Here is a 26,305-nt window from a genome sequence, read left to right as displayed (position 1 = left end):
GCTCCTTTTTATTATTATGAAAATTAAAATTTGTAAACTTTCTCGGGTGTCACACAATAATCCAATTGCACATCTCCTTCAAAAATATCTTCGATCAGTTCTTCTGCTTCAAAAAATGATAATCCTATTTTAATCGTTTGCGGCCTGCATTTAGATAAAAATTTATCATAGAATCCCTTCCCGTAACCTACTCGATGACCTTTTTTGTCAAAAGCTAAAAGTGGAACAAATACAACTTGTATTTTGATTGATGGCACTTCGATTCCATCAACTGGTTCAGGAATATTATATGTATTTTTCTTAATTTTAGTATTATCAGTCAATAAATAATGAGTCATATTTCTAGTCTCAAAATCACTTTTAGAAATAATAATTTCTTTGTCTTTACCTGAAAGTAAATGTAAAATAAACTCAGTATTTACTTCATTATGCTCTGTTATTGGAAGGAAAATATGGAAATATGTTTTTTGCCAGATAGGAAGTTTGAGTAGATTATTGGCAATAGCCAAACTTATTTCCTCTATTTCTCTTTCAGAAAATTCTTTTCGTAACCCTTTATATTTTAATCTTATTTCTGATTTTTTCATTTTAAAAGTATTTATTCTCCTTCTTCGGTATCTAAAGCGTTTGATAAATGATAAATTGCGTCACCTTGATATACGATAGGCGAATGATTAGCATTGATAATGTAACCATCATTAGGTGCTTTTACTTTTCGTTCAAATTTTCCGTATGGATCAGTTATGATTGCGAGAACAGTTCCTTTTTTCACAAAAGTGCCTATCATGTTACAATCATGTAACAATCCTGAACATTTAGCACGTATCCAACCTGATTTTTCAATGTAAATAGTGTTCGATTGTTGTTGGGGAATGTAATGTTTTTGGTCTAACATATCTAAATGAGCCAACAAGCGTTTTGCTCCCTCGATTCCTTCTTCAGCAATTGCAGTATTTATATCAAGAGATTTCCCTCCTTCAAATAACAACATCTTTACACCTAATTTTTCACTTGTATTTCTAAATGAACCTGAAATATTTTTAGAATACAACGTAAATGGTGCGTTAAATACATCAGCGAGAAGCTTTAAATCGGGATTATCTGGTGCAATTCTAATTTGTGGCGCATTGAAACGGCTCGCTCCACCGGCATGAAAATCTACAGCATAATTTACGACAGTCATAATTTCAGTTATAATGTGAAACGCAAATCTACTAGCCAATGAGCCCGTTTTACTACCTGGAAAAACACGATTTAAATCCCGTCCATCAGGAAATTCCCTTGATTTGTTTACAAAACCGAAAACGTTAACTATTGGAATACAAATAATTGTTCCTCTTTTTGGTTTATTTATTTTGGTGCGAATGAGTTGTCGTACGATTTCAACACCGTTGATTTCGTCACCATGAATTCCTGCAGAGAAAAGCATTACAGGACCATCAATTTTAGAACGCCGTACAATGACAGGAATGTTTAGTTTTGTAGTGGTGTGCAATCTGGCGATTTCAACATTAATCGTTTTATTTTCGCCAGGCATTATGCTTTCGCCAAAAAGAACAATAGGAGTAGTATTAATTTTCATCATTATATCTTAAAAAGATAAAAATAACCATAATAACCAATTACGAACTAAATTTATCCTAAAACTTTTGCCATCACTATTTAAGAAAATTTTAGTTTGTATTTCGCAATTTTTGCCATTAACTTTGTTCTATGACTCCAACCGCTTTAGCTCTTCAAATCCAAACTTTACCAGATAATCCCGGTGTATACCAATATTACGATAAGGATGGTAAAATTTTATATGTAGGTAAAGCCAAAAATTTAAAAAAACGAGTTTCTTCGTATTTTAATAAAATTCACGATACAGCTAAAACCAATGTGCTCGTAAAGAAGATTGTAACTATAAAGCACATTGTGGTTCCTACCGAAACGGATGCACTTTTATTGGAAAACAATTTGATCAAAACCTTACAGCCACGCTATAATGTGTTGTTGCGAGATGATAAAAGTTATCCGTGGTTGTGTATCAAAAAAGAACCTTTTTCTCGCATTTTTGCCACCAGAAGAATGGTCAAAGATGGCTCAGAATATTTTGGACCTTATACCAGCTTCAAAACGGTTAGTACTATTTTAGATCTTATAAAAGAACTTTATCCGCTTCGAACTTGCAATTATGATTTGAGTAAAAGCAATATTGAAAGTGGAAAATTCAAGGTTTGTCTCGAATATCACATTGGTAACTGTATGGGGCCATGTGAAGGTCATGAATCGCTAGAAAATTATCAAAAACAGGTAGACGCAATTCGCGAAATTTTAAAAGGAAATTTTAAAGAAAGTATGAAGGATTTCAAGCGTGTGATGATTAATCTCGCCGCTGATATGCACTTTGAAGAAGCTCAAAAAATCAAAGAAAAAATTGAAATACTCGAAAATTATCAATCGCGTTCTACGATTGTAAATCCTAAAATTAGCAATATTGACGTTTTCTCCATCGTTTCTGACGAGAGTGCCGCTTACATCAATTTTTTGCAAATTGCTCATGGCTCCATTATACGTTCGCATACCATGGAAATAAAGAAAAAATTAGATGAAACTGACGAAGAATTGTTAGAATTAGCTATTATCGAACTCCGTGAGCGCTTTCATTTATTGTCCCGCGAAATTATAGTTCCATTTCCTGTTGAAGTTGGTGAAAATGTAAAAGTAACTGTCCCACAACTAGGCGACAAAAAGCAAATTTTAGATTTATCCATCAGGAATGCCAAGTTTTATCGTATTGAACAATTAAAGCAATTACAAATTGTAGATCCAGATCGCCACACAAAACGTATTATGGCGCAAATGCAAAAAGACCTTCGGTTACCAGTAGAGCCGCGTCATATAGAATGCTTTGATAACTCTAATATTCAAGGAACAAACCCCGTTTCAGCATGTGTGGTTTTCAAAGATGGTAAACCAAGCAAGAAAGATTACCGTCATTTTAATATTAAAACTGTTGAAGGTCCTGACGATTTCGCTTCCATGACCGAAGTAGTTTATAGACGATACAAGAGATTGCTGGATGAAAATGAACCCTTACCTAATTTAATCATTATCGATGGTGGGAAAGGGCAATTATCAGCCGCCCTTAAAAGTTTAGATGAACTAGAGTTAAGGGGAAAAATTGCTATTATCGGAATCGCAAAAAGACTAGAAGAATTATTTTATCCCGGCGATTCTATTCCTTTGTATTTAGATAAAAAATCAGAAACACTCAAAATTATTCAGCAATTGCGGAACGAAGCGCATCGTTTTGGAATCACACACCACCGAGATAAAAGGAGTAAAGCGGCGTTAAACTCTTCAATAGAAAGTATTCCTGGAATTGGCGAAAAAACGATGCTGACCTTGATACAACATTTTAAAAGTGTTAAAAGATTGAAATTAGCCACGGAAAAAGATATTTCTGAGATTATAGGAGTTTCAAAAGCCAAAAAAATTGTCGAATTTTACAATCATAACTAGTCTTTTTTTTATGAGCCTATTCCAGCTGTACGTTTTAAGCTTTCTGCAAAAAATCTTTTTTTCTAATAAAAAAAAAGGAGCTTCTAGGGTCGCTCTTTTTTTTCAAGAAAAAATAGATTTTATGCTTTCAAGGCTTTTCACTTCTATCTGGGGCTTAAATTCAGGTTCATATCGACAATTCTCTTCGGTGCTCTTTCTATTGTTTTCTGTGCTTTTTCTGTCACAAAATTCAAGTGCGCAAGAGCAAAAACGTCCAAAAATAGGTTTGGTTTTAAGCGGTGGTGGAGCTAAAGGTTTTGCGCATATTGGTGTTTTAAAAGTATTAGAAGAAGCTGGCCTGAAAATAGATTATATTGGTGGCACGAGTATGGGCGCCGTCATAGGCGGATTATACGCTTCTGGATACAATGCAGCTCAAATTGACTCCATATTTAAGTCTACTGATTTTAGTAAATTAATTAACGACTTTATACCTAGATCTTCTAAAAACTTCTACGAAAAGAGAAACGAAGAGTTGTATGCGCTTGTCTTACCATTTAAAAACTTCAAAGTTGGAATTCCTGAGGCGTTGTCAAAAGGAATGTACAACTATAATTTATTAAGTAGAATTACTAGAAATGTTAGAGATGTCAAGGATTTTAATCAGCTCCCAATTCCTTTTTTATGTATAGCCACTAATATCGAAACAGGTAAGGAAGTATTGCTTAACAAAGGAAATTTAGCACAAGCTATGATTGCCAGCTCGTCTTTTCCGTCCTTATTTTCACCGGTTGAAATTAATGGAGAAATTCTTGTAGATGGGGGAGTTGTAAATAATTATCCTATCCAAGAAGTGCGTAAATTAGGTGCGGATATAATTATAGGTGTCGATGTTCAAAATGATCTACTGGATAGAGATCAACTAAAAGATGCAACAAAGATTTTAGTGCAAATTACGAATCTTCATTCTATTGAACGCATGAAAAATAACATTAAAAATACTGATATTTATATAAAACCTGATATTACTCAATACGGGGTTATCTCTTTTGATAAAGGGAAAGAAATAATTATTAAAGGAGAAGAAGCCACCTTTGCTGTTTTTGAACAAATCAAAAAATTAGTTGATGAATCAAATCCTTATAAAAAACCAAAACTTGTTTTACACTCGGATAGTTTGAAAATAAAGGCAATTAATACTAATAAATTAGCAAATTATACTAATGAATATGTCAATGGAAAATTAAGATTTAAACCAAATTCTAAAATAAATTATAATGATCTAATAACTGGAATAAACAATATAAATGCCACACAAAATTTTAGTGCAATTTCCTATTCGTTAGAAAAAAATAATGAAGGTTTAAACCTAAATCTTGACTTAAAAGAAAATACAACTAAGACCTATTTGAAATTTGGATTACATTATGACAATTTGTTTAAGAGTGGCGTATTAATAAATTTGACACGTAAAAAAACACTTTTTAAAAATGATTTAGCTTCATTAGACATTATTTTAGGTGATAATTTCAGGTACAACTTAGATTATTATATCGAAAACGGATTTAATTTAAGCTTTGGTTTTAAATCACATTACGATCAATTCAATAGAAATATCGCTAAAGAAATATCCACAATAATAGCAGTGAGTCCAAATGTCAACACAATCAATGTTGATTTTACTGATTTGACAAATCAATTGTATTTTCAATCTTTATTTGTTCAAAAATTCTTAATTGGAGGAGGAATCGAATTAAAACACCTAAAAATTAAATCCGAAACGCTAGCTAATGTTGATCCATTGATTGACCGCAGTAATTACTTAAGTCTTTTTAGCTATCTAAAATTTGATTCTTTTGATAATAAATATTTTCCTAAAAAAGGATGGTATTTTGCGGGCGATGTTCAGTCTTATTTGATTTCATCAAATTATACGAGAACATTTCAGCCTTTTTCTATCGTTAAAGGAGATTTTGGTGTTGCGGCAACTTTATTTAAAAATGCAACAATAAAATTAGAAACTGACGCCGGTTTTTCTTTCGGACAGCAAAGCGTGCCTTTTTTCAATTTTATTTTGGGTGGTTATGGATACAATAAAATTAATAATTTTAAGTATTTTTTTGGATACGATTATCTCAGTGTGGTGGCTAATAGTTACATTAAGTCAACCGCAACTATTGATTACGAAATTTTTAGAAAAAACCACGTTAATTTTACCGCCAACTTTGCAAATGCTGGAGACAAAATTTTTGAATCAGTAGCTTGGGTTTCTTTTCCAGAATATTCGGGTTATGCAATTGGATATGGACTTGAATCTGTTATTGGACCATTGGAAGTGAAGTATTCTTGGTCTCCAGAACAAGCCAAAGGGTTTACTTGGTTTAGTATTGGTTTTGTGTTTTAAATTGAATTTATATTAATAAAATTTCCGATATTTGTTATTATGAAAACGAAATGGCTAGGTTTATTGGACTATCTGCAATTTCTTATTAAGAGAAATCCTGAATAGGGAGTCAGCAAGATAATGAGATTAATTAGAAAGTTAGATAATTTTTTAGTTGGATCTTATTGGATTTATATATTATCTAATTATATAAATCTTTATGACATTTTAATCAGGAAGGGGATTTAATTTTCTCATCTTTAAGCTTTTATAATCTTCTAATTTAAATAAAATCATGCCCATATATCATAAATTGGGAAATATTCCCCAAAAAAGACACACACAGTTTGAAAAACCTACTGGCGGCTTATATTATGAGCAACTATTTGGTACAGAAGGCTTTCATGGTAATTCAGCATTACTTTATCATGTGCATCGACCTACACAAATAAAAGAGATTATTAAATCCTATTCGGTTGAACCAAAAATTGCCATTGGAAAAAATATAAAATCATTGCTGTTAAAGGGTTTTGAATTAAAAGCCGAGAATGATTTTTTAGACAGTCGAAAAGCGATGCTAATCAACAAAGATTGTACTATAGGTCTAGCAGCACCCAGAAAATCACTTCGTGATTATTTCTATAAAAATGCCGATGCCGATGAAATGATTTTTATCCATAAAGGCAAAGGAAAGTTGCGTACTATGATGGGAAATATTCCTTTTGAGTATGGCGATTATCTTATCATTCCACGTGGAATGATTTATCAAATTGATTTTGATACTGAAGAAAATAGACTTTTCTACGTTGAATCTTTTTCTCCGTTTTATACACCAAAACGATATAAAAATGAGTCTGGTCAACATTTAGAACATGCACCTTTTTGCGAGCGTGATTTTATTTTACCCACAGAATTAGAAACACACGATGAAAAAGGAGATTTTTTAATTAAAATCAAGAAAGAAGGAATGATGCATGAAGTGGTTTACGCCTCACATCCGTTTGATGTTGTGGGTTGGGACGGTTATAATTTTCCTTACGGATTTAGTATTCATAATTTTGAACCTATTACTGGACGAGTGCATCAACCGCCACCAGTTCATCAAACATTTGAGACGGCCACTTTTGTAGTTTGTTCATTTGTGCCAAGATTGTACGATTACCATCCAAAATCAATTCCTGCTCCATATAATCACAGTAATATTGATAGTGATGAGGTTTTGTATTATGTAGATGGTGATTTTATGTCACGTAATAATATTGAGCAAGGTCATATTACATTACATCCTAAGGGAATTCCGCATGGTCCAGCTCCTGGAGCTATGGAACGAAGCATAGGTCACACTGAAACGCATGAGTTAGCGGTCATGGTTGATACTTTTCGGCCATTAATGGTAACTGAAGAAGCCATGGGATTAGATGATGGTAAGTATTATAAATCATGGGTAGAATAAGAAAAATTAGGTAATTAGGTAATTTGAAAATTAGATAATTAAAAACGGAGTGTATTAAATACTCTGTTTATAATAATTGACTAACTATCGGTTTTAACTAATTCTCTATCGTAAAAAATAGGACTTTCAATAAAAAATATAAAGGCAACGCCCTTCTGGTTAAAACATTTGATTTTGCTTTGAAAATAATTGATTACACAAAAGCACTACAAGAAAGAAAGAAGTTTGTAATTGCTAATCAATTGCTTAAAAGTAGAACTTCAATAGGGGCTAATTCAAAATAATCGCAAAATACCGAAAGTAAAGCTAATTTTATTCATAAGTTAAAAATAGCGACTAAAGAGGCGGACAAAACAGAATATTGCTTGATTTTATGCCCTGCGCATAAAGCCTAGCCTGATTGTGAAATGCTTTTCAAGGATTTATAAGTATCTAATAAAATACTAAATAAAATAATAGCAACAACAAAATTGAATAATTAGAAAATGGGTAGATGCGAGTAGCATCTAATTTTCTAATTGATCAATTATCTAATTAAAAATAACAATGTCAAAAGAACTAAAATCAGTAGAATACGGTTTAGAAAAAATATTTGAAGGGGCTCAGGACTTTCTGCCCTTGCTAGGAACTGATTACGTAGAATTCTATGTAGGAAATGCAAAGCAGTCTGCACATTATTATAAAACTGCTTTTGGTTATCAATCTTTAGCTTATGCAGGGCTAGAAACAGGAGTAAAAGACAGAACATCTTATGTGTTAATGCAAGATAAAATCCGAATTGTATTAACGACACCTTTAACGCAGGATTCTCCTATACACGAACATCTAAAAAAACATGGTGATGGTGTAAAAGTAGCTGCTCTATGGGTTGAAGACGCTAAAAGTGCTTATGAAGAAACAATGAAGCGTGGTGCGCGTTCTTTTATGGAGCCAACAGTCGAAAAAGATGAGTTTGGGGAAGTAGTACGCTCCGGAATTTATACCTATGGAGAAACTGTTCACATTTTTGTAGAGAGAAAAAATTATACAGGAGTATTTTTACCAGGATACAAAGAATGGAAATCAGATTATAACCCAGAATCAACAGGCTTAAAATACATTGACCACATGGTAGGGAATGTAGGTTGGAACGAAATGAATACTTGGGTTAAGTTCTATGAAGAAGTAATGGGATTTGTAAATTTCTTGTCTTTTGATGACAAGCAAATCAACACTGAATACTCTGCATTAATGAGTAAAGTCATGTCAAATGGAAATGGAAGAATTAAATTTCCGATAAACGAACCAGCTGAAGGAAAGAAGAAATCACAAATTGAAGAATACTTAGATTTCTACGGTGGGCCAGGAATTCAGCATATCGCAATTGCAACTGACGATATTATTAAGACTGTTTCGCAATTAAAAGCTAGAGGAATTGAATTTTTATCAGCTCCGCCGCACACGTACTATCAAGCTATACCAGAGCGATTAGGCGATCACATGAAAATGATGAAGGAAGATTTAAATGAAATTGAAAAACTAGCCATCATGGTTGATGCTGATGAAGAGGGTTATTTGCTACAAATATTTACAAAACCAGTGCAGGATAGGCCAACTCTATTTTTTGAAATAATTCAGCGAATGGGAGCTAAAGGTTTTGGTGCGGGTAACTTTAAAGCACTTTTTGAATCAATTGAGAGAGAACAAGCATTACGCGGAACGTTATAGATATTAGTTATTTTTGCATTATGTGAAATTTTACACTAATTTGTGTACGTTTTTTGATATATATTGTGTTAAAGTGTTTTTTTATTAAATTATTAATGGATTTGTTAGCTACCTTTGCACTCGCAAAACTGGAAGGGGTGGTTTCCTTCCTAATTTGATATAAATTTCATAATTTATAGTTTTTTGGTTAGTTAATAGCATGAAAACTCAGTCATTATTTGACTGAGTTTTTTTGTTTTAATATATTTGGAACAAATATTGCAATCCAACCTTGGAATTAGATAAATACAAACAATGAAAAAAATAATACTCCTTTTTATCCTTATCACCACCGTAAGTTTTGACGCACCGCAAGAAGATGCTTACGATGCTGGAGAATGGTTTAAGTTAAGAATCCATTACGGTATTGTGAATGCTGGTTATGCAACCCTCGAAGTTAAGGATGCCATTTTAAATAATAAAAAAACCTTTCATGTAGTAGGTAAAGGTTATACAACAGGCATGTCTCGGTTTTTTTTTAAAGTCGATGATTTATACGAAAGTTATATTGACAAAGAAACGGGTAATCCCTATCAGTTTGTAAGAAAAATTAATGAAGGTGGATACACAAAAAATCAAGAAGGTTTTTTCAATCAGTCCACTAATAAAGTAGTTGTTAAAGATTACAAGAATAAAACAGAAAAAACCTTAATGGTACCAAAAAACACGCAGGACATTTTGTCTACATTTTATTATTTAAGGAATCATCCTAATATTGATAAGTTAAAAGTAGGTGAAGCTATCGTAATTGATATGTTTTTTGATGATGAAACTACAAAATTTAAGCTAAAATTTATTGGACGAGAAAATATAAATACTAAATTTGGGGATGTACAAGCTATGATTTTTCGGCCTTTAGTACAATCAGGACGTGTGTTCAAAGAACAAGAGAGTTTAACTGTTTGGATTTCAGATGACAGTAATAAATTACCACTTCGAATAAAAGCAAGTCTTGCCGTGGGTTCAATCAAGGCAGATTTAGATGGATACAAGGGACTAAAATATCCTTTTAAAACAAAATAAGAATGAGTAGTAATGATAATACAGATTACCTTTTAAAACAAATTGAGCTCAAGTATCAAGCTATAAATCAAAAGACAGATACACAACTCGAAGGATTGCTCTGGTCAAAACCCATAACTTATTGGGATTATATTCAGACAGATGCACTACTGAACCTTCAAACTCAAAGAACAACCCTTCCTGATGAAATGGTATTTATCATGTATCATCAGGTAAATGAGTTAATTTTTAAAATGATTTTGTGGGAAATGAAGCAAATTTCTTACTGTGAACATATTGATACGGTATTTTTTACCGAAAGATTAATGAGAATTAGTCGTTATTTTGATATGCTAACCACTTCCTTTAGTATTATGGGCGACGGAATGGAAGTAGAGCAGTACATGAAATTTAGAAATACTTTGACACCGGCCAGTGGTTTCCAAAGCGCACAATACCGTATGATTGAGTTTTGTTCTACAGATCTAATAAATTTGATTGACAGCCGTTATAGAAATACTATTAATAGAGACACTTCTTATGAATTTGCTTTTGAGCATTTGTACTGGCAAGGCGCCGGCAAAGATTATCATACCGGGAAAAAGTCATTTTTGTTAACTGAATTCGAGAATAAATATAAAAAAAATTTTCTCAATCACATGGAAGAATATAACACTATAAATATTTGGCAAAAATTTAGACAATTGCCTGATTTAGATCAAAGAAACCCGGAATTAGTACAAGCAATGCGTCATTATGACCATACGGTCAATATAACTTGGGTTATGCAACATTTAAATACGGCTAAAAAATACATCGATCAAAGTGGAAAGGGTGATGGCGAAGCAACTGGCGGTAGTGACTGGAAAAAATACATGCATCCTAAATATCAAAGAAGAATTTTCTTCCCAGAATTATGGAGTAGTCACGAGTTAGAAAATTGGGGAGTGGAAATGTAGACTGAAAAAAATAGTAAGGTTTGAAACAAATATTCATAATTATAATAGCGTTATTCTCTTTGGTGTCATGTGATAAAACAAAGGAAATAAAAGAGAAAAAAATAATAAAAGTTATCCCAAAAAAGGTAGAATTTGGTTTCGTTTATGCTGATTTTAATGTCGTTCAAGACACGATAAGAAAAGGGGATACCTTTGGGACTATAATTGATAAGCAATCTATTGGAAATAGAAGAATTTACGATATTACTGCTGCAATAAAAGATTCTTTCAGCGTTCGATCTATTCGATATAATAAGCCTTTTACGTTATTGCGATCAAAAAATAAAAAACATGATTTACAGGTCTTTATCTACCAGCCTGATGCTTTAAATTACTATGTTGTAGATTTTAGGGATTCTACAGTTGTTGCCTATAAAAAGACTAAACCACTTACACTTAAGAGACGATCAATTGGCGGTGTCTTAAAAGAATCTTTATCTGAAACCTTGGGTAATGCTAAAATTGAAGGCGCTCTAGCAAGCAAAATTGCTAAAATTTATGCATATTCTATTGATTTTATGAAATTGAAGAAGGGTGATCGTTTCGCTCTTACTTTTACAGAACGCTTTATAAATGATACTATTTATGATGGAGTTGAGGAATTGGAAGCCTCATTTTTCGAATATAGAGGAAAAATTATCTACGCTTTTCCGTTTGCCCAAAATCCTAATTCTGAAAAAGTGGAATATTATGATGAGCAAGGCAAAACATTAAAGAACTTCTTTTTAAAATCTCCAATAAAATTTAGTAGAATCTCCTCTCGTTTTTCTTCAAGTAGATTTCATCCTGTGCAACATCGCTGGAAAGCTCACAAAGGGACGGATTATGCAGCACCACGCGGTACGCCTATCACCACCACCGCTGGAGGAGTTGTTGAACAAAGTGGGTACACTGCTGGAAATGGAAATTTTGTAAAAGTTAAGCATAACAAAACCTATTCTACTCAGTATTTACACATGTCAAAAATTTTAGTGAGACGGGGGCAACGCGTTACACAAGGCCAAGTTATAGGCTTAGTGGGAAGTACAGGTCTTGCAACTGGTCCGCATGTATGTTATCGTTTTTGGAAAAATGGTGTTCAGGTAGATGCTTTACGTTTAAAACTACCAACGGGAGAACCAATGACTGGAAATAATCGAGCTCGCTTTATCGAAAAAATTACACCATTAAAGTTTGAATTAGATAGCATTGCGAATCTATAAGTTTGATTATCGTTTCACTTCCTTCTTTTTAAGTCATTTTCTAGTAATGACTTCAGATCTATAAATATAAATCCTTTAATTTCTAAATTGTGATAAATTTCGAATCATATTTATCTTTAAAACTATTTAAGTAATTTTGGCGAAAGCAAAATTCATATCTAAATCCCTTTTAATGGCATTAAATACAATAAATCCAACAACTACCAGTGCATGGAAAAATCTAGAAAGTCATTTTGCTGAAATACAGGATCTCTCTATAAAAGACTTGTTTCAAAACGATAGCGAAAGAGTTGAAAAGTTACATATAAAATGGAACGACTTTTTATTAGATTATTCTAAAAATAAAATTGATACTAAAACAGTTCAATTATTAATTGAATTAGCTGACCAAATAGGTCTTAAAAAAGCAATCACTGATTATTTTGATGGTGCAATAATTAATCAAACAGAAAATAGAGCTGTCCTTCATACCGCATTACGTGCAGAGGAATCTGCTGTAGTCGCTGTTAACGGTTTTAATGTAATCCCTGAAATATATGAAGTTAAACGTAAAATGGAACAGTTTACTAATGAAGTCATTTCGGGCGGGCGAAAAGGCTTTACGGGTAAGTCATTTACTGATATTGTAAATATAGGAATTGGCGGCTCAGATTTGGGTCCTGCAATGGCAGTTGAAGCACTTCAATTTTACAAAAATCATCTAACAACACATTTTGTTTCTAATGTTGATGGCGATCATGTGCACGAAATTATAAAAAAATTAAATCCTGAAACGACATTATTTGTAATAGTATCTAAGACTTTTACTACTCAAGAAACATTATCTAATTCTGAAACTATTAAAAAGTGGTTTCTACAGTCAGCTAAACAAGCAGATGTAGCTAAGCATTTTATTGCGGTTTCCACCAATATCGAAAAGGTAACAAAATTTGGAATTAATCTTGAAAATATTTTTCCGATGTGGGATTGGGTTGGAGGACGTTTTTCATTGTGGAGTGCCGTTGGGCTTACTATTAGTCTAGCTGTTGGCTTTGAGAACTTTAACAACTTGTTAAAAGGAGCTAATAAAATGGATAAACATTTCAAAGAAGCCCCTTTTGATAAGAACATGCCTATTATATTAGCGTTGCTCAGTGTTTGGTATAATAATTTTTTAGGTGCTGAAAGCGAAGCTTTGATTCCTTACACGCAATATTTACAAAAGTTAGCGCCATACCTGCAACAAGGTACCATGGAAAGCAACGGGAAAAGTGTGGGTCGTGATGGAAAGCCAGTAAATTATCAAACAGGAACTATTATTTGGGGTGAACCGGGAACTAATGCACAACATGCTTTTTTTCAACTGATTCATCAAGGGACAAAATTAATTCCAACTGATTTTATAGGTTATGTCTCTCCTTTATATGGAGATCAAGATCATCATGACAAATTGATGTCTAACTTTTTTGCACAAACTGAGGCTTTGATGCAGGGAAAATCAGAAGAACAAGTACAAGCAGAATTTGACATGCAAGGTCTTTCCATAGAAGACTCAAATTTCCTACTGCCTTTTAAAGTTTTCTCAGGTAATAAACCTACGAATACAATTTTAATACAGAAATTAACTCCAGAATCTTTAGGTGCACTCATTGCTATGTATGAACATAAAATATTTGTACAAGGTGTAATTTGGAATATTTTTAGTTTTGATCAATGGGGAGTTGAACTAGGCAAACAATTGGCAAATTCTATTTTGGAGGAAATCGATACTGAAATTGTAAACGGACATGATAGTTCGACTAATTTCTTATTAAACTACTTTTTGAAAAATAAGTAATTCATTATTTTAAAATTCTCGTATTTGATGAAAGACAGCTCTTTGCGTATAATTTTTTAAAGATTTCATGTAATAGTTATGCCCTAATTGTAAAATAATTTGGGCATTTTTAATTTTAATTAGCTCAAACCTAATAATCTCATTAAAAAAAATAAAAAATTACATCATGGTAATTTAAAAAATCATTGAAAAAAAAGTACTATTATGCTTAAAACAAAGTGAATAATTTAATTTTCTTAACAATAAACGTCATTTATTAATTTTGTTTAAACTTTCGTTGAAAAAAAGTTGTTATTCTTAACCTTATGTTAACTTTCTATAATAAAAATGTTATATTTTTGCCAAATATTATTAAACCAAACAATATGAAAAAATTATTTAAGTTGTTTTTTGTGTTAGCGGGGTTATTTATCGCTAATCCTGGTATTTATGCTCAGGGAAACACTAATTCTTCTATTAGCGGAAATGTTTACGAAAAAGATTCGCAAACTTTACCAGGAGCATCAATTCTTGCTGTTCACACACCGTCAGGTACTCGTTACTCGGCTTCTACTGACTACACGGGAAATTTTAGTATTTCTAACATGAGAGTTGGTGGACCTTACTCAATTACTGTAACCTTTGTTGGCTTCTCAAATTTTGTTGTAAATGATGTGTATCTTCAGTTAGGTGAAAACAAAACTTTTAAAGTTCTTTTGACAGAAGAGTCAAATGAATTACAAGAAGTAGTAGTAAAATCTACGAGAGATAATACGTTTAACTCACAAAGAACTGGAGCACAAACAGTAATTAATTCAGATAAAATACAGGCTTTACCGTCGTTATCTAGAAATATTTCTGATTTTGCAAGATTAACTCCACAGGCGCAACTAAGAGGTGATGATGTTTTATCTATTGGTGGTCAAAATAATAGATTCAATGCAATCTATATTGACGGAGCTGTAAGTAATGACGTTTTTGGTTTAGCTGCAAATGGTACTAATGGTGGACAAACTGGTGTTAGCCCAATATCTATTGATGCAATTGAGCAATTTCAAGTGAGCGTAGCTCCTTATGATGTAAAATTATCAGGTTTTGCTGGTGGAGCAATTAGTGCAATTACTCGTTCAGGAACAAATAATTTTGAAGGATCTGCTTATTTTTTATACAGAGATCAATCTTTAGCTGCTAAAACACCTCCTTCTCTAGCTGGTGCAAATGGTAGACAAAAGCTTGCTGATTTTACCGCTCAAACTTACGGTGTTCGTGCAGGTGGATCTCTTATTAAAGATAAATTGTTTTATTTTGTTAACTATGAGAGACAAGATAATGCAACTCCTCAACCTTTTGACCCTACAACTTATCTAGGACCATCCGTAAATAGAATAGGAGAATTAAAAACTAAGCTTGCTACTTATGGATATGATCCAGGTGTTTTTGACAATAATTTCCGTACGTTAGTGAGTGACAAAGTAATTGCAAAATTAGACTGGAATATTAACGATAATCATAAATTATCATTGAAACACAGTTATGTTACTGCTGATGAACTTTCGCCAGGTCGTTCATCTGCGAATACTATTAACTTTGTTAATGGTAGCCAAACGTTTAAATCTGTAACAAATTCTACTGCGATAGAGTTAAACTCAAGGTTTGGAAACAAATTTTCAAACAACTTAGTAGTTGCCTACACAAATGTTGCTGATGATAGAAATGCAGCTGGAAATCCATTTCCGACGGTAAGAATCAATGATGGAAGTACAAGAAATAATATTAATTTTGGTGCAGAAGGATTTTCTACTGCCAATTTATTAGACCAACGTGTTTTGACTATTACGGATAATTTTGAGATTAATCTTGGCCGTAACAAAATCACCATTGGAACTCATAATGAGTTTTCACAGTCAAAAAATGTATTTTTTGGAAATAACTTTGGTTCCTATACTTTTGATAATTTAGATGATTTCTTACTAGATAGAAAGCCAAATACATTTGCTATGAACTATTCCTTAATTGGCGGTGATGGCGACAACTCTCTGGGAGCAGCTGAATTTGGAACGAAGCAATTTGGTGTGTATCTTCAAAATGAAATGCGATTAACTGAGAATTTTAAGTTGTCTTATGGAGTAAGAGTTGATGTTCCAGTATGGGAACAAGGAACTGTAAATGCAGATTTCAACAATAGAACAATAGCGATATTGCAAGCTGCGGGTAAAAATTTACAAGGAGCAAGTGTAGGAGATCGTATCAGAACAAATCCCCATATTGCTCCACGTGTCGGTTTTAATTATGATGTGAATGGTAAAAAAGATACTCAAATTAGAGGTGGTGTTGGAATTTTTACTTCAAGATTACCATTAGTGTGGCCAGGCGGAACGTATAATAACAATGGTATTACTCAAGGAGCTATTTTAATAACTACACCTCAGAGTAATGTTAAACCTGCTTCGATGCCATTCTTCAATCCAAATACTAGTGTTGCAAGTCAGATTGCTCCGCTTCCTGCGTCATTCCCTAGACCGGGTTCCGGTCGTACAGGTGGAGATATTAACTTATTTGCAAAAGATTTTAGATTACCACAAGTATTTAAAGCAAGTTTTGGTGTTGATCAAAAATTACCTTTAGGTTTTGTTCTAAGTTCTGAAATTACATATAACGATAATATTAGTGCTGTTACTTACGAGAATTTAAATATTAAAAGTGCTTCAAGTAATTTGACTGGTGCTGACACACGACCTCGTTACAATGGTAGGTCACGTGTTGATCCAACTTATGAAGGAATCTATTTAGGTTCTAATACAAGCGAAGGTAAAGCTTATAATGTGGCTTTTACATTAGCTAAAAATTATAGATCTGATTTTATAGATGCTAATATTTCTGCAACTTATTCTTATGGAAAGTCGACTGTTCTACTAGATGCAACCTCATCTCAAAACAGTTCACAGTGGAGAAATACTGAAACAGTTAATGGGGCTAATAATTTATCGCTTTCGAGATCTGATTTTGATCCAGGAAGAAGGATTGTTTCTAACGGTAATGCTACTATCAAGTGGAATAGTTTTACGAAGTCAAGAATTGGTTTTTTCTATGAAGGAGCTCAAGGCACACCATTTAGCTATGTTTACGCTGACAGAGGAAACTTGTTGCAAGATACTTTCTCTAGCTCAGCATTAATATATATTCCTGCAGCAAAGTCCGAGATTATTTTAGTAAGCGAAACTGGCGGGTTAACAGCTGACCAACAATGGGATGCATTAAGTGCTTTCATTGAAGGAAATGAATACCTAAGAGGAAGGAAAGGCAATTATGCGGAACGTAATGGTGATCGTTTAAAAACGAGTCATGTTATTGATTTAAAATTTGCTCAAGAATTTACTTTAAACGTTGGTAAAAAGAAACATACAATAGAATTTACTGCTGATATATTTAACTTTACGAATCTTTTAAATAAAAATTGGGGTAAAAGATATTTTACTAATGTTGACCAAGTTCAGTTAATCCAACAAATTGGTTTTTTACCTAACGGAACGACTCCAACATTTAGATTCAATCCTGATGCTGCGACAAGAATTAATCAAGCTGATGATGTAGGTTTGAACTCTTCAAGATGGCAAATGCAAACTGGTGTTCGTTATACTTTCAACTAGTTTAATTTAAAAATAAAAAACCCTCATTTCAATTAAATGAGGGTTTTTTTATGCCTTTTTTTATTATATTTGTTCAAAACAAAAACTTTATTTATGTACAATTTTATTCAAAAATTTCACTCGGGCTGGGCTTACTTGGCACTTTTAATATTAGTAATTGCAGTAGTAAGCTCCTTAGTGGGAATGTTCTCAAAAAGAGAGTTTACAGCTACTGATAGAAAAATTGCACTCATAGCTTTAATCGCAATCCACATACAATTATTAGTTGGTCTTATCTTATATTTTGTTTCTCCTTTAGGTTTTGCATCGTTAGGGAATATGGCTGATAAAGCGTTACGCTTAACATCGTTAGAGCACCCGTTAATAAATATTATTGCAATAGCATTAATTACAATAGGATGGTCAAAACATAAAAAATTAATAACTTCAGAATCTAAATTTAAAACGTTTTCTATTTTTTATGGTATTGGTTTATTGCTGATTTTAAGTAGAATACCATGGTCAATGTGGTTGTAATAAAACCTGAAAAGCTCTAGAAATAGAGCTTTTTTTATCTAGGTATAGTTTTTGCAATTTAAAATTCAATAATAAAACATATATGAAAAAGTCATTAACTTTATTTCTTTTGCTTGCCGCTTTTACATTAATGAATTCACAAAACTTAAAGACAGGTTCTACTAAAGTATCCGTTCAAAAAGATAGCGTGAGGAAAAATAAAATTATTGCTGAAATTCAAGAAAAAAAAACAGACTCGATTATTGCTGTGTTAGAAATTTTTAAACTATATAAAAAAACAGTTCACGCGTCCTACTATGCTGATAAATTTACGGGAAAAAAAACTGCAAGCGGAGTTAGATTTGATAATAATAAATACACGGCAGCACATAAAAAATTACCTTTTGGAACTCGGGTAAAAGTAACTAATGAAAAAAACGGGAAATGGGTGGTGGTTGAAGTTACGGATCGTGGTCCGTTTGTAAAGTCTAGGGAAATTGACTTGTCTAAACGGGCTTTTATGGATATTGCAACCAATAAGGGAAGTGGAGGAATATTAGTTACTATGGAAATAATAGAAAAATAATCACCAGTTTTTAAACGGATTTTGACTTAAAAAGGAGTTGTAGTACTTCACGTCACCTGTCACTTCAGCACCAATCCAATCTGGCAGTTCAAAGTATTCCATCTCTGCAGTAAGTTCTATTTCAGCAATTATTAATCCTTTATTATCGCCGTAGAACACATCTATTTCAAATGTATGATTCCCTGATATTACTTCATACCTAGTTTTTTCAATGACTCCTGGTTCGCATAGAAGTAATAAGTTTTCAGCATCGTTTAATGAAATCTCTTTTTCCCACTCATAACGGGATAACCCACTTTTACTAGAAGCGCCTTTTATTGTTAAAAATCCAACATCTCCTTTAATCCTTACACGAACCGTTCGCTCAGGGACTGAACTCAGGTAACCTTGACTAATTTTATTTTTTACAAAAGCTTGTTCTATAAAGGAGTCATTTGAGACTAAAAATTTTCTTTCTATTTCTATCATTTCACTTTTGTTTAAGTCTTTATTACGATTTAATATCTTCAAATCTTATAGAAAATTTCCATCTTAATTATGAATTAGAGCTCTTTATTGTTGATCTCTTTAAAATAAATATAACGAGAAAACAGCGCTATTCTCGAACCCATTATTTATTTTAGTATTGTAATTTATTTTAATAATTATTTAGCGAATTTCTATTACTGATTTGTATTTTTACACGAAATCAACTAAAATAATGAAATTATATTTCAAAACAAAGCCAAAAGCAACTGCCGCTGGTATTTTAACTGAATTTTTTGGTGCTTCGCAGTCATGGCGTGAAACAAATGATAGGTTAGAACCCTTAGTCGAAATTATACAATTAATTCGACCTGCTAAAATAAAGAAGGGTATTACGGTAGATTTGCAAGAAATAATTTCATTTTTAAAGCAGAATCATTCCTGTCGGCAACAGTTCTCAATTTATCTTAAAGAAGTATTAAAAGATAGAAAGTTCAATAAAATTTTGTCAGACGCGGCAATTCTGCAAGATGTAGATTTTATCTTTGAAGTTAAAAAAAGAATTTTTGCGAAGTTTTTACCTTATCAACCTCAAAAAGACACATTAGAATATGTATTCAATCAAGTATTTCATCTTGCTAATGATGGTATCTGGATAGGAAGAATTCCATTAGCGCAATTAGCAGAGTTATATGATTTATTAAAATTTAAGTCTATTTACGAAAGTATGGAGCCTAATTCGGTTTTATCTGAAGTTTTAATCGCTCAACATTTACTTATTCAAAGGATTAGTGGTCGCGCGATGGAAACAGATGTGATTAAAATGGTGCCAGAATATGATGATCTTGAAAGTCCTTTTTCAGCTTTTGAAAAGGAATTGTATTTAATCGAAGATTTTATTATAAATTCTGATAAACACTATATACCCTCAAATGATATTTCATTTGCACAGTTATTAGTTCTTCAAAAACAGTGCGAGGGTTTTGTTGATAAAGCCTTTCACAATAGTTCAAAATATGGAATTTCTTTAAGAGTCAATCAAAATTTATTGAAAATTAGGCAGCAATTAGCAAGACTAAAATTTCTAATCTCGCTATTGACAGTCGATACCGAAAAAGATAAAAAGAATAATGGTATTGCATTAGCACTACGATTAATAAAATTTAATTGTTACAAGAATAATGTGCGTAAATTCATTGCCGAAAGTACGCAGTTAATTTCTTATGAGATAACGCAGCATACTGCTAAAACTGGGGAACGTTATATTACAGAAAGTCGAAAAGAGTATTTTAATATGTTTAAAGCCTCTTTAGGTGGTGGTTTTATTGTTGGAATTTTATGTATTATAAAAATACTACTATCAAAAGTTGATACTAGTTATTTTGGACATGCATTTATTTATAGTATGAATTATGCTTTTGGATTTATTGCAATATATTTATTAGGATTTGCATTAGCTACAAAGCAACCTGCAATGACTGCTGCGGCTTTAATTAAGGCGTTAGAAGAAGGCGTTTTGCAGCAGGGTCGAGGAGCTGATAAATACAAAGCCTTTGCTATTCTTTTTGCGCGAGTTGTGCGTTCTCAGTTAATTGCGTTTTTTGGGAATGTAATAATGGCTTTTCCAGTTTCTCTTTTAGGGATTTGGTTAATTGATTACTTTTTTCATTACAATATTGCTGCATCGAAATGGGAATCATTGTTGATTGATTTAAGTCCAATACATTCTCTTGCTATTTTTCATGCGGCAATAGCCGGTGTTTTTCTATTTTTATCAGGGATTATATCAGGTAGTGTCGCAAACCGTGACAAGCACAATCAAGTTTATTTTAGAATTACAGAACATCCATTTTTAAAAAGAAATTTTGGTAAGGCAAGAACCGTTAAGTTGGCAAAATTATATGAACAAAGATGGGCAGGTATTATTTCTAATTTTTGGTTTGGTGTCTTTATGGGAAGCGCAGCATCAATAGGCTTGTTTTTGGGTTTAGATTTGGATATTCGGCACATTACCTTTGCGAGTGGGAATTTAGCTCTTGCTCTTTATGGCGCTAATTATGTGGTAAGTAATTATATGATATTTTGGGGAGTTTTTGGTATTGGTTTAATAGGATTAGTCAATTTTATCGTCAGTTTTAGTCTTTCGTTAGGTTTAGCTTTTCGCTCGAGAGCTATATCGTTATTTGAACTTCGATTTGTTACAGTATCTATTTGGCAACATTTCAAGTCCAAACCAGTTAGTTTCTTTTTTCCCACAGAAAGAAAAATTGATCACTTGAAAGTGGATGATACAAAAATCATAAGTTAGTTTTGATTTAGTTTATAAATGGTAAAATAGCGCAATTGAATTGTAATGAAGGATTTTATTTCAAATAGAAAAATAATTCATGTTGATATGGATGCTTTTTATGCGTCAGTTGAACAATTAGATAATCCTTCACTACGAGGAAAACCAATTGCTGTGGGTGGCTCTGAAAATCGTGGTGTGGTCGCGGCCGCAAGTTATGAAGCTCGTAAATTTGGTGTTCGAAGTGCAATTAGTAGTATTATAGCAAAGAAAAATTGTCCAGATCTCATATTTGTAGCGCCACGTTTTGATCGTTACAAGGAAATCTCAAGTCAAATTCAAAAAATTTTTTACGAATACACTGATTTAGTTGAGCCTTTATCACTTGATGAGGCTTATCTGGATGTCACAATTAATAAAAAAGGGAATCCAAGCGCAACAATCTTAGCGCAGGAAATTAGACAACGTATTTTTGACACCGTAGGCTTGACTGCCTCTGCTGGAATATCAGTAAATAAATTTATCGCGAAGGTTGCAAGTGATTATAATAAACCAAACGGTCAGAAAACAGTTAATCCAGATGAGGTTATTGCCTTTTTAGAACAATTAGCTATTAGGAAGTTTCATGGTGTGGGTAAAGTGACTACTGAAAAAATGTATCAGTTAGGAATCTTCACTGGACTTGAATTAAAAGAGAAATCACTAGAATTTTTAGAGAAACATTTCGGTAAATCGGGAAAATTCTATTATAATGTAGTGAGAGGTGTACACAATAGTGAAGTAAAGAGTAATAGAATTACGAAATCAGTAGCTGCAGAACACACTTTTGACAACAATCTCTCTTCTGAAATTTTCATGATGGAAAAATTAGAGAGTATAGCCTCTTCCTTAGAGAAACGATTAAAGAAACATAAGATTGCAGGAAAAACGATTACTTTAAAAATTAAATATAGCGATTTTACGCAACAAACGCGAAGTAAAACAATGCCTTATTTTGTATCTAATAAAGCTTTAATATTACAAATCATCAGTGAACTTTTGTATCAAGAGCGCATGAAAAATTCTGTTAGATTGCTAGGAATTTCTTTAAGTAATCTAAATACAGAACAGAAACAGTTTGTAGTCGTGCAATTAAAATTTGATTTCTAATTTTTAAATCACGTTCAACAAGGGTTAAAATTCATAAATCACTATTTTATCATTATAATTAAATATACATTTGACGCTTAAATTTAATGAACATGAGTGATCTTAGACAATACGAAGAAACTATTGCGTTGTACAACAGCAATTTAAAATCAAAATCAACTCCCGTTAATTCTTGGGATTTTCATAATAATTTTTTAAATCAGGTGCGTAATTTTAGTTTTGACTTAAATAAATTGACTGCAATTGCGGAGCAGAGTAAATGGTCTGTTAACAATTGGGATTTAAAAAACAGTCTAAAGGAAGAAGTTATAATTGTTACTGATGCAAAATTGAAAATTGTTTTCGCTTCTCATAATATAATTGAAATGAACGGTTACAAACCAGCTGAAGTAATTGGTAATAGTCCAAGAATGTTTCAGGGACAAGCTACTAATGAGGCGACGTCTAACGAAATTAGAAAAGCCATTATCGAATTGAGATCATTTGAGAAAACTATAATTAATTATAAGAAAAACGGTGATATCTACGAATGTTTGATTAAAGGATATCCAATATTTGATATTAAGGGTGATTTAACCCACTACATTGCTTTTGAAAAAGCAGCTTAAAAAAAGAAAACCTTTCCAGTCCGGAAAGGTTTTCTTTTTTTAAGCTATTTATTTTAGTTTTTACTGCTCAATTTAGATAGTAATCTTAAAAATTCTATGTAGAGCCATACTAAAGTGATCATTAATCCCATTGCGCTATACCATTCCATATATTTTGGCATTTTCTGCTCAGCACCTTTTTCAATGCGGTCAAAGTCTAAAAATAAATTTAAAGCTGCAATTATAATTACAAATACACTAATACCGATACTCATTGTTGAGTTTCCAGCGTGAACGGGAACAAAGCTGGTAAACATTGAGAATAACCACGAAATAAGATAATAAGTAGCAATTGCTAGAGTGGCTGCAATAACAACTGATTTAAACTGTTCCGTCACTTTAACTACTTTAAATTTATACAATCCAAGACAAACTATAAATGTAACAAAAGTTGCTCCAACGGCTTGTATTACAATACCTGGATACATAGCTTCAAATATAGCTGAAATTCCACCAATGAATAAACCCTCAAATAATGCATATCCTGGTGCTAGAATTGGAGAAAATTGCGGTTTAAAAGCAGCAATAACAACGAGAATTAAACCTATTACAGCTCCACCTATTGTAGGAAATAATGGATTCATTCCATTAAAAGTGAACCACCAGATAACTGTTGCAGAAGCGGTAAGAAGTAAGAATAAAATTAAACTTCTATTGATCGTTCCTGACAAAGTCATTTCTTGATTATAATCTATTAAAGTAGTACGTTGAACATCTTCATTTCGTGAAGCGGCGGTTGTGAATGTCTTATTATTTAAGAAGGGATTTTTAGAATTGAAATTCATAATTTATTATTTTTTCGTTGACCAAATATAATTGATATTTGAGAAAAGATTGTTTATTTATTCTTAATTTATTACTGTTTTTGGAAATAAAAACAGCACTAAAAAAACCGCTATATCATATGATAAAGCGGTTTATAAAATTTTTAAAGTATAAATAAATTACTCTATCTCTGAAACACGCATGGTGTTTACCATTCCTTTTTCATTTATCGGCATGGAAGCTAAATTGATGATATAATCACCATGTTTCACATGTCCTTTTTCTTTAGCTATTTCATTAATATCGGTTACCGTAATATCTGTACTTTCTTCTTTATCGTAGAAAAAAGTTCTAACACCCCACAATAAACTCAGTTGTGTCAAAATCCTTTCATTAGAAGTAAAAACTAGAATCTCTGCTGTATTAGGTCTCCAAGCTGACAGTTGAAAGGCGGTATAACCACTATTAGTCATTGTTGAAATTGCTTTAGCTTCTATCGCGTTTGCCATAGTTGCTGCATGTCTACAAATTGTTTTAGTAATAAAACGTTTTGTTTTTATTTGCGGCGTGTTTTGAGGTACATGAATTAGTGAAGAATTTTCTACCGCTTCACATATTTGTGTCATTTTTTGAATCACTTGCACAGGATAATTTCCAGTTGCAGTTTCGCCTGAAAGCATTACCGCATCAGCACCATCCATAACAGAATTTGCTACATCATTAACTTCAGCTCTGGTTGGTGTCAAACTTGTAATCATTGTTTCCATCATTTGTGTGGCCACAATTACCGGAATTCGAGCTGTTTTTGCTCTTCTAATCAAATCTTTTTGCACTAGCGGTACTTCATGAGCAGGAAGCTCAACGCCTAAATCTCCTCGGGCAACCATTAAAGCATCACAGTAAGCTACAATTTTATCAATGTTTTCTAATGCTTCAGGCATTTCAATTTTAGCGATAATTGGAATTTTATACTCAGAATGCTCTGCTATTAATTCTTGTAAATCTTGCAAGTCTCGTGGCGTTTTTACAAAAGATAAAGCAATCCAATCTACTTTTTGTCCAATAGCAAAAATAGCGTCAGCAATGTCCTTCTCCGTCATAGCTGGTAGCGAAATTTTAGTGTTGGGTAAATTTACTCCCTTTTTAGACTTAAGCTCACCACCTTGAATTACTCTTGCAACAACTTCGGTTTTTTTATCAGTTTCAACAATTTCAAAAATTAGTTTTCCGTCATCAAGTAATATTCTTTCTCCAGCATTAACATCATTTGGAAAGTTCTTGTACTTCATGAATACTTTTTTGGCTGTGCCTAGAACATCTTCTGCTGTTGTAAAAGTAATAAGGTCACCATCTTGAACAACTACACCTTCCTCCATAACTCCTACTCGAAGTTTTGGTCCTTGTAGATCACCTAATATTGCTGTTGTGTAACCAAATTCTTTGTTTAAACCTCGAATAAGATTTATTTTTTCTTTTACATCTTCGTAGTCAGCATGTGAAAAATTTACTCGGAACACGTTTACTCCGGCATCAATCATATCTTTTATGATTTCCCTTGTGCTACATGCTGGCCCTAGTGTGGCTACAATTTTAGTTTTTTTGTTTGTAAGCATTTGTATTAAAAAATTAAATTGTTTTTAGATTTTATTTGGTTTACATCTACGACATAAACTGTTGAGATTCCCGCAATGGTTTTTAATGACATTTGAATCTCAGAAAGGTTGATAATAGGATTGTCTTCTATTTTTAAAAAATAATCTACTTTATTAAAATCAGGCACCAAAAAAACTTTTGTTGCCGTTTCAATTCCAACATCTGAAAACAGATTATTAGTCTTTTGTTCCTTGATATGAATGATTTTATTTTTATTTTGAATTAAATCCCAGAAGATTAAATTTTCTTCGTCAGAATATAAAAATCTCGAAAAATTAGCGGCTTCTTCTTTTATACTAATTTGAAGTTCGTTGTCACTTTTGCTAAGTTTTACAAGAAGCTTTTGATTAATAAAGTAAGCCAATCGATAGTCTTCTAACGAAGTATGAATTGCAATTAGATGGTAGTCTATTTCGTCAAATTCGCCCAGATCTAGTTTAAGAATTGCCATTCCATGAAAAAATAAGATGTAAATATAGTATTTCTATCTAAGTTTCTCAGCCTAAAAACGGGATGTTTTTGTTAAATTACAAACGAAAACGATAT

Annotated in this window: 21 protein-coding genes; 15 read left to right on the top strand and 6 right to left on the bottom strand. The window is 32.4% G+C overall.

Features of this window, described 5'->3' with window-relative positions; translation table 11 throughout:
* Window positions 1–23 precede the first annotated feature (23 nt).
* Both BUA99_RS05230 and BUA99_RS05225 read right to left on the bottom strand, forming a co-directional pair.
* Complete coding sequence (locus BUA99_RS05230) at window positions 24–587, bottom strand: 5-formyltetrahydrofolate cyclo-ligase (protein ID WP_072989178.1); 564 nt, start codon at window positions 585–587, stop codon at window positions 24–26.
* 11 nt (window positions 588–598) lie between these two features.
* On the bottom strand, window positions 599–1,582 hold the full coding sequence (locus BUA99_RS05225; protein ID WP_072989176.1) for a succinylglutamate desuccinylase/aspartoacylase family protein: 984 nt from the start codon (window positions 1,580–1,582) through the stop codon (window positions 599–601).
* Window positions 1,583–1,713: 131 nt separating this feature from the next.
* On the opposite strand from BUA99_RS05225, the gene uvrC reads away from it, so the two are divergent.
* From uvrC to BUA99_RS05165, 12 genes are all read left to right on the top strand, one after another.
* Window positions 1,714–3,507 carry an excinuclease ABC subunit UvrC gene (uvrC, locus tag BUA99_RS05220; RefSeq protein ID WP_072989173.1) on the top strand — a complete coding sequence of 598 codons (1,794 nt, stop codon included), beginning with the start codon at window positions 1,714–1,716 and terminating at the stop codon, window positions 3,505–3,507.
* 121 nt (window positions 3,508–3,628) lie between these two features.
* On the top strand, window positions 3,629–5,890 hold the full coding sequence (locus BUA99_RS05215) for a patatin-like phospholipase family protein (RefSeq protein WP_084673487.1): 2,262 nt from the start codon (window positions 3,629–3,631) through the stop codon (window positions 5,888–5,890).
* A gap of 274 nt (window positions 5,891–6,164) precedes the next feature.
* Window positions 6,165–7,322, top strand: coding sequence for a homogentisate 1,2-dioxygenase (locus BUA99_RS05210; protein WP_072989171.1), 1,158 nt, complete (start codon window positions 6,165–6,167; stop codon window positions 7,320–7,322).
* 107 nt (window positions 7,323–7,429) lie between these two features.
* On the top strand, window positions 7,430–7,606 hold the full coding sequence (locus BUA99_RS15335; protein WP_317045031.1) for a four helix bundle protein: 177 nt from the start codon (window positions 7,430–7,432) through the stop codon (window positions 7,604–7,606).
* Window positions 7,607–7,868: 262 nt separating this feature from the next.
* Complete coding sequence (gene hppD / locus BUA99_RS05200; RefSeq protein ID WP_072989168.1) at window positions 7,869–9,029, top strand: 4-hydroxyphenylpyruvate dioxygenase; 1,161 nt, start codon at window positions 7,869–7,871, stop codon at window positions 9,027–9,029.
* 294 nt (window positions 9,030–9,323) lie between these two features.
* A complete protein-coding gene (locus BUA99_RS05195; RefSeq protein ID WP_072989166.1) occupies window positions 9,324–10,091 on the top strand; it encodes a DUF3108 domain-containing protein in 768 nt (255 codons plus the stop codon).
* A 2-nt stretch (window positions 10,092–10,093) separates the two neighbouring features.
* Window positions 10,094–11,029, top strand: coding sequence for a tryptophan 2,3-dioxygenase family protein (locus BUA99_RS05190; RefSeq protein ID WP_072989164.1), 936 nt, complete (start codon window positions 10,094–10,096; stop codon window positions 11,027–11,029).
* 20 nt (window positions 11,030–11,049) lie between these two features.
* Window positions 11,050–12,270 carry a M23 family metallopeptidase gene (locus BUA99_RS05185; protein ID WP_072989161.1) on the top strand — a complete coding sequence of 407 codons (1,221 nt, stop codon included), beginning with the start codon at window positions 11,050–11,052 and terminating at the stop codon, window positions 12,268–12,270.
* Between the two features lie 172 nt (window positions 12,271–12,442).
* Window positions 12,443–14,086, top strand: a complete 1,644-nt coding sequence (gene pgi / locus BUA99_RS05180; RefSeq protein ID WP_072989159.1) for a glucose-6-phosphate isomerase — start codon at window positions 12,443–12,445, stop codon at window positions 14,084–14,086.
* Window positions 14,087–14,451: 365 nt separating this feature from the next.
* Entirely contained in the window at window positions 14,452–17,712 is a 3,261-nt protein-coding gene (locus tag BUA99_RS05175; protein WP_072989727.1) for a TonB-dependent receptor, read from the top strand.
* A 93-nt stretch (window positions 17,713–17,805) separates the two neighbouring features.
* Window positions 17,806–18,228, top strand: coding sequence for a hypothetical protein (locus BUA99_RS05170; protein ID WP_072989156.1), 423 nt, complete (start codon window positions 17,806–17,808; stop codon window positions 18,226–18,228).
* An 82-nt stretch (window positions 18,229–18,310) separates the two neighbouring features.
* Window positions 18,311–18,793 carry a septal ring lytic transglycosylase RlpA family protein gene (locus tag BUA99_RS05165; RefSeq protein WP_072989154.1) on the top strand — a complete coding sequence of 161 codons (483 nt, stop codon included), beginning with the start codon at window positions 18,311–18,313 and terminating at the stop codon, window positions 18,791–18,793.
* On the opposite strand, the gene BUA99_RS05160 is transcribed toward BUA99_RS05165, so the two are convergent.
* Window positions 18,794–19,261: a CYTH domain-containing protein gene (locus BUA99_RS05160; RefSeq protein ID WP_072989152.1), complete on the bottom strand. Its 468-nt coding sequence runs from the start codon at window positions 19,259–19,261 to the stop codon at window positions 18,794–18,796. It lies immediately after the preceding gene.
* A gap of 232 nt (window positions 19,262–19,493) precedes the next feature.
* Here BUA99_RS05160 and BUA99_RS05155 point away from each other — a divergent pair, with 232 nt between their 5' ends.
* The 3 genes from BUA99_RS05155 to BUA99_RS05145 all read left to right on the top strand — a co-directional run bounded on the left by BUA99_RS05155 (window position 19,494) and on the right by BUA99_RS05145 (window position 23,302).
* Window positions 19,494–21,566 (top strand): recombinase, encoded by a 2,073-nt coding sequence (locus BUA99_RS05155; protein ID WP_072989151.1) that lies wholly within the window; start codon window positions 19,494–19,496, stop codon window positions 21,564–21,566.
* A 45-nt stretch (window positions 21,567–21,611) separates the two neighbouring features.
* A complete protein-coding gene (gene dinB / locus BUA99_RS05150) occupies window positions 21,612–22,694 on the top strand; it encodes a DNA polymerase IV (RefSeq protein ID WP_072989149.1) in 1,083 nt (360 codons plus the stop codon).
* A gap of 92 nt (window positions 22,695–22,786) precedes the next feature.
* On the top strand, window positions 22,787–23,302 hold the full coding sequence (locus BUA99_RS05145) for a PAS domain-containing protein (protein WP_072989147.1): 516 nt from the start codon (window positions 22,787–22,789) through the stop codon (window positions 23,300–23,302).
* A gap of 53 nt (window positions 23,303–23,355) precedes the next feature.
* On the opposite strand, the gene BUA99_RS05140 is transcribed toward BUA99_RS05145, so the two are convergent.
* From BUA99_RS05140 to BUA99_RS05130, 3 genes are all read right to left on the bottom strand, one after another.
* Window positions 23,356–24,126 (bottom strand): Bax inhibitor-1/YccA family protein, encoded by a 771-nt coding sequence (locus BUA99_RS05140; RefSeq protein ID WP_072989145.1) that lies wholly within the window; start codon window positions 24,124–24,126, stop codon window positions 23,356–23,358.
* 159 nt (window positions 24,127–24,285) lie between these two features.
* Window positions 24,286–25,719, bottom strand: a complete 1,434-nt coding sequence (gene pyk / locus BUA99_RS05135) for a pyruvate kinase (RefSeq protein ID WP_072989143.1) — start codon at window positions 25,717–25,719, stop codon at window positions 24,286–24,288.
* 5 nt (window positions 25,720–25,724) lie between these two features.
* Window positions 25,725–26,210: an IPExxxVDY family protein gene (locus tag BUA99_RS05130; protein WP_072989141.1), complete on the bottom strand. Its 486-nt coding sequence runs from the start codon at window positions 26,208–26,210 to the stop codon at window positions 25,725–25,727.
* Window positions 26,211–26,305: the final 95 nt, after the last annotated feature.

It is taken from the genome of Flavobacterium segetis (genome assembly GCF_900129575.1).
Taxonomy (GTDB): domain Bacteria; phylum Bacteroidota; class Bacteroidia; order Flavobacteriales; family Flavobacteriaceae; genus Flavobacterium; species Flavobacterium segetis.
Note: the sequence above shows the minus strand (reverse complement) of the source record. Positions and strands in the feature narration are given on the sequence as shown.